Here is a 5492-nt window from a genome sequence, read left to right as displayed (position 1 = left end):
CCCGCTGAGAGGCTGACGCAACGGTCAGCCCCTCAGCGATCCCCGACCAGAACACCCGCATGTTCGCCCGAGTCGCCACGAGCCCCACCCCTCAGCTGGGGTGATGCAACGACCGGTTGACACCGAGTCCCCTGATCAACGCGGGCCGGCCTCAGACCTCGACGCCGCGCTCGGCCAGCCACTCGACCGGGTCGACCGGCCGGCCGTTGATCCCCCCGGAGTGCACCTCGAAGTGCAGGTGCGGGCCGGTGGACTGGCCGCGGCTGCCCAGCAGCGCGATGGTCTGCCCGGCCTCGACGACGTCGCCGGCGGAGACCTCGATCTCCTCCATGTGGCCGTAGACGGTCACGTCGCCGCTCACACCCAGGATGTAGACGGCCTGGCCGTAGCCGCCGGCCGCTCCGGCCCGGACGACGACGCCGTCCTCGGCCGCGTACTCCGGGGTGAGCATCGGGGCGGCCAGGTCGATGCCGTAGTGCATCTGGCCCCAGCGCATGCAGAAGCAGGTGGTCATCCGGGCGCCGTCGACGGGCAGCACCGCCTTCGGGCGGGCGGCCTCCGCGGCCGCGGCGGCCTCGGCGTCGCGCTGGGCGCGGGAGGCGGCCACCTCGGCCAGCCGCTGCTGGGCCTGCGCCTCGGTGATCGCCATCTGCGGCATGGTGTCGGCCTCGAAGCCGGAGTCCTCGGACGCGGCCAGCGCCTCGGCGACCGCGACGTCCTCGGCGACCGCCACGCCCTCCGTGGCGCCGGCGGGGGCGGTGCCCGGCAAGCCGAGCACCCCGGCCAGGACACCGCCCAGGGCCAGCGCCACGAGCAGGGCGGCCGGACGGCGTCCCCGTGTCGTGCGTCCACTGCGCACGACCACCCGGTCCGCAGCGCCCTGCTCCGCCATCCCGCGTCCCCCTCGTCGCCAGCAAGCCCGTCGCCCGCAACGTAACCAGCCGTGACCCGCCTGTGACCCCCTGTCCGGCGAGTCGAGCGCGACACGCCGTCAGGAAAATGACATCGGTGTGATTCGGGCTCAGGCGGGCGGGGGCGCAGGTGCCGGGGCCGGCACCGCCAGCGGCACCGACGTGGTCTCCCGGGCCGCCGTGCGGCGGGCGAGCACGGCCACCCCGGCCACCAGGCCGAGGACGCCGACCACCTGCCCGGTGGTGGCGAGGACACCGGGCGCGAGCCGCTCGCCGTAGACCGGCGCGGCCAGGCCGACGGCCACCAGCGGCTCGAGGATCGCCATGACCGGGAGGCACTCGATGAGCTGGCCGGACTGGTAGGCCCACTGCGCGAAGGTGATGGAGGCAGCACCCGAGGCCAGCAGCAGGTAGGTGGTCCAGCTGGTGAGCAGTTCGCCCGGCGGGTGCGCGACGACGTCCTTGAGCAGCAGCCCGGTGATGCCGAAGCCGAACCCGGCGCCCAGCCCCAGCACGAGGGCCTTGTGCGCGGCACCCGGGCGCAGCGCCCAGAGCGCGCCCAGCAGCATGACCGCCGCCGCGGCGCCGACGCAGACCAGCAGCGGGCCGGGGCGGGCGAAGGCACCGCCGTGGTCGGGCCGGGCGGAGACCACGAACAGGCCCAGGGTCACCGCGACCACCCCGGCGGCGATCCACTGGCCCTTCTCCGGCAGCAGCCGCTCGGGGTGGCGGCGGTCGACGAGGGCACCGAGGGCCAGGGAGATGACCAGCCCACCGGACAGCAGGGGTTGCACCACGACGACCGGGCCGAACTTCAGCGCCGCGGCGTGCAGGCAGAACCCGGTCAGCGCCGCGGCCTGCCCGCCGATCCAGGCCTTGTTGCGCACCAGCTTGCCGACCAGCCGCAGCACCGCACCCTGCGGCAGGTCCTGCCCGGCGACGGTGGCCGCGCGGTGCTGCACGACGGTCGAGACGGCGAAGGCGCACGCCGACAGGAGCGCGAGCAGCACGGACAGCGCGAGGTTCGGCGAGCCCCCGCGGTGCGGACCGGCTGCGGCCAGCACCTCCACGACGTCCTGCACGCCCGCGAGCCTGCCACGACCGGCCGACCGGGCGCTCGTCAGGCGGGCAGCGGCTCGCCCACGACCGCACGGGCGCGGCGGGCGGCCAGCGCACCCCCGACCACCAGACCCAGCCCACCGGCCAGCAGCACCGCGACCGCGACCCGGGCCAGCAGCGCCGGCCCGGTGGCCAGCACGTTCGCCGTCCACAGCACGTCGACGTCGGGCAGGCCCTGCACGAGCAGCAGCCAGCCTGCGACCACGGCCAGCACCCCGGTGAGCCCGGCCCGCCCGCGCCGGCCGGCCCGGATGCCCAGCACGGCCACCCCGGTGACCAGCAGGGCCGGCAGCAGCGCCGAGAGCACCGCCCCGGTGTGCGAGCTCTGGGTGACCGCCGGGACCGGGGTGGCCAGCGCGTGCCACAGCGACGCCGCCGCCCCGAGACCCAGGGCACCGGCCAGCGGGCCCGGCGCGCGCAGCCCGGCCGCCACCACCGCGACCAGCAGCACGGCGTACAGCGGCCAGACCAGCCAGCCCGGCGGCGGGGGCGACCAGGTCAGCTCCCCCTCGACCGCGACGGCGGCGCCCCCGTAGCTCATCGGCACCGTCCAGGCGAAGACCTGGTGCTCCCGGGACGGGTCGGCGGCCACCACCGGCGGCAGCTGGCCCTCGCTCATCCAGTGCGTGCGGTGGTCGTGCCAGGTGTAGGCGGGCTCGGTGGAGACCTGCTCCCACGCGGGCGCCGCGGTCGCGCTGGCGCCGACCGGCAGCGGGGTGCGGGCGTACCGGTCGAGGTTGATCGTCGTCGCCGGGCTCAGCCGGTTGCGCCAGACGCCGTCCGGCCCGATGCGCAGGTAGGGCTCCCCGGAGTAGCCGGGGACGGCGAGCTCGGTGCCGGTCGGGTTGACCACCTCGAGCTCGTCGCCGAACTGCAGCACCCGCACGGTGACCCCGGGCAGGGCCGGGGTCACCGACAGCACGCGGCCGTCGAAGTCGCTGCCGGCCCGGCCGTCGCCGACGTGCGCCGACGCCGGCCCGGCCAGCGCCAGGACCCCCACCACCCCGAGCAGGACGGCGAGGAGCCGGGCAGCCAGCCGGGCCGGCGGCACGCTCACTCCGCGGCGACGACGGCCAGGTCGTGGGCGATGTCGCGCGAGGTGTTCCCGGCGTCGAAGGCCACGTCGGCCTCGCCGTCGGTCCCGTACAGCAGCAGCAGCGAGGAGTGCTGCTGGCCCATGTCCTCGGCCAGCGGTACCCCGGCGGCCAGCTGCGCGGCGTCGATCTGCGACTGGTCACCGGTGAGGCCGACGATGGCAGGTGCGACACCGGTGCCGAAGCGGGCCAGGTACTCCCCCAGCACCTCGGGGGTGTCGCGGGTGGGGTCGGTGGTCACGAACACCACGTGCGTCTTCTCGGCCACCGCCGGGTCGACGGTCTGCAGCGCGACGGCGACGTCGGCCATCGTCGTGGGGCAGATGTCGGGGCAGTTCGTGTAGCCGAAGAACAGCAGCGTCGGCCCGTCGGCCGTGGCCGCCTGGAAGTCGTAGGGCGCACCCGCCTGGTCGGTCAGGGTGAACGCGGGCTTCTGGTAGGGCTGCTGCAGGTAGAGCCCGTCGTAGGGGTTGCTCGGGCCCGACACCGTGGCCGGCGCCTCGCCGGCGGAGTGGTCGTGGCCGGCGTCGGCCTCGGCGGTGCCGCCGCAGCCGGCCAGCAGGAGCCCGGCCGCCAGGAGCGCGGGCGCCAGGGCCCCCGGGGCCCGTCGTCGGGTGCTCACCGGCCCACGGTACGACGGCGCGCGGACAGGCCCAGGAACAGCCCGCCCAGCCCGGCGAGCAGCCCCAGCCCGCCCAGGACCAGCGCGGTCACCGCCAGCCCGTCGCCGCCGTCCGCGGCCGGCGTGCTCGCCGACGCGGTGTCGGTGGCCGTGTCGGTGCCACCGGAGCCGTGCGCGTCGGCGGCGGCCCCGCCCGACCCGCCGGTCAGGCTGAGCACCGGAGCCGGGCTCTGCGGCTCGTCCTGGCCCTCGACGGTCGGCTCGATCCAGGCGGCCTCGGTGCCGTCGCTGTAGGTCTGCACGGTCGGCAGGGTCAGGCTGTCCGCGTCGGGGAAGGGGCCGCCCAGCAGGCTGAACTCCTGGAACTGCCCGGGGGCGATGCCCCCGCCGTCGGCCGCGGTGAACTGCACGACGCTGACCGCCTCGGTGATGGTGTCGCCGTCGGCCTCGACCGGCGGGTCCAGCTGGGTGGTGGTCTGGGTGATCGTCCAGCCCGGCACCGGCTCGGCCTGCACGAAGGTCAGCGGGGTGTCGGTGGGCAGCTGGATGCGCAGCGACACGGTGCTGGCGGTGTCGCTCTCGTTGGGCACCCGGAAGGTCATCACGCCGTAGCCGCCGGGGGCGGCGTCGGCCGACGACACCCGGACGTGCGCCGACGCGACGCCGGTGCCGGCGACGAGGGCGACGGCCGTGGCCGCGGCCAGGACGGCGGCGCGGCGGAGGGTGCGGGACATGGTTCTCCTTCGGTGGGGGGTCGTCCGCGTCAGCGGACGGGGAACGTGGTCTGCGCGGTGAGCGCGGTGAACTCGTCGAGCCGCACCGAGACGGTGACCGTCCAGGTGCCTGCGGTGGGGATGGCGGCGTCGCCGGTGGAGTGGCCGGGCCCGGCCGGCTGCAGGTCGACCTCGAGCGGGCCGATCTGCTGCTGCGGCTCGGTGAGGGTGACCGTCAGCGCCTGCGGCTGGGCCAGCCGGCCCTGGTCGTCGAAGAGGTAGACGTGCAGCACGTTGGCGCCCGGGCGGGCGGGGTCCAGCGACAGCTGCACGCTGCCGTCGGTGCCGGTGGCCGACTGCAGCGGCAGCGTGACGTCGACCGGCTGGGCCAGCGCCGCCTTCGCCGGCGGGGTGCCGACCAGGACCGCGGACAGCGCCAGGACGACGGCGGCGACCGCCACCTCGAGCAGCACCGACCGGCGGAAGGGAGCGACGTCGGCCACCGCGGTCTGCGTGCGCTGCGCCGCGGCGGCCTCCTCCTCGGCGCTGAAGGCGTGCGCGACCACCCGGCGCCCGCTGGGGCGCGGCGCGCCCAGGCGCTGCTGCACCCAGACACGGCTCACCCCGGCGACGGCCAGCAGCACCAGGACCAGGGCCAGCTTGGCGACCAGCAGCCAGCCGTAGGTGGTGGAGACCAGCGCGGCCGGCGACCCGACCTCGCGGACGGACTGCACGACACCGCTGACCACCAGGGCCGCCACCGACCCGGCGGCCAGCCGGCTGTAGCGGGGCAGCGCGGTCGCCAGCTCGCCGGCCGGCACCCCGGGACGGAGCACGACGGCCAGCAGCAGGACCAGCCCGCCGAACCAGACGGTCATCGCGGCCACGTGCACGGTGGTGACGACGACGGCCAGCCCGGGCAGCGACCCGGCGACCGGGTGGCCGACCGCGGCGGTGCCGACCACCAGGCCGGTCCCGAGCAGCCCTGCGGCGGCCTGCCAGGCCCGCCCGGGCGGGCCGTCCCCGCGCCGGA

At 76.4% G+C, this 5492-nt stretch carries 6 protein-coding genes; all 6 read right to left on the bottom strand.

The genetic code is table 11. The features are described 5' to 3' along the window. Window positions 1-151: 151 nt before the first annotated feature. On the bottom strand, window positions 152-892 hold the full coding sequence (locus NH342_RS21750) for a M23 family metallopeptidase (protein WP_253018248.1): 741 nt from the start codon (window positions 890-892) through the stop codon (window positions 152-154). Between the two features lie 129 nt (window positions 893-1021). Then, entirely contained in the window at window positions 1022-1993 is a 972-nt protein-coding gene (locus tag NH342_RS21745) for a DMT family transporter (protein WP_253018247.1), read from the bottom strand. Window positions 1994-2031: 38 nt separating this feature from the next. Continuing rightward, complete coding sequence (locus tag NH342_RS21740) at window positions 2032-3081, bottom strand: hypothetical protein (protein ID WP_253018246.1); 1050 nt, start codon at window positions 3079-3081, stop codon at window positions 2032-2034. A gap of 2 nt (window positions 3082-3083) precedes the next feature. After that, window positions 3084-3746: an SCO family protein gene (locus tag NH342_RS21735; RefSeq protein WP_253018245.1), complete on the bottom strand. Its 663-nt coding sequence runs from the start codon at window positions 3744-3746 to the stop codon at window positions 3084-3086. Beyond that, window positions 3743-4480 carry a YcnI family protein gene (locus NH342_RS21730; RefSeq protein ID WP_253018243.1) on the bottom strand — a complete coding sequence of 246 codons (738 nt, stop codon included), beginning with the start codon at window positions 4478-4480 and terminating at the stop codon, window positions 3743-3745. Before NH342_RS21730 ends, NH342_RS21735 begins: the two co-directional genes overlap by 4 nt. A 29-nt stretch (window positions 4481-4509) precedes the next feature. Further along, window positions 4510-5492 (bottom strand): FixH family protein (locus NH342_RS21725; protein ID WP_253018241.1); only part of this gene is annotated, 983 nt, incomplete at its 5' end.

Origin of the sequence: Klenkia sp. PcliD-1-E, from assembly GCF_024124375.1 — a bacterium.
GTDB lineage: Bacteria > Actinomycetota > Actinomycetes > Mycobacteriales > Geodermatophilaceae > Klenkia.
The sequence above is the reverse complement of the archived record's forward strand: the minus strand, read 5'-3'. Positions and strand labels throughout refer to the sequence as shown.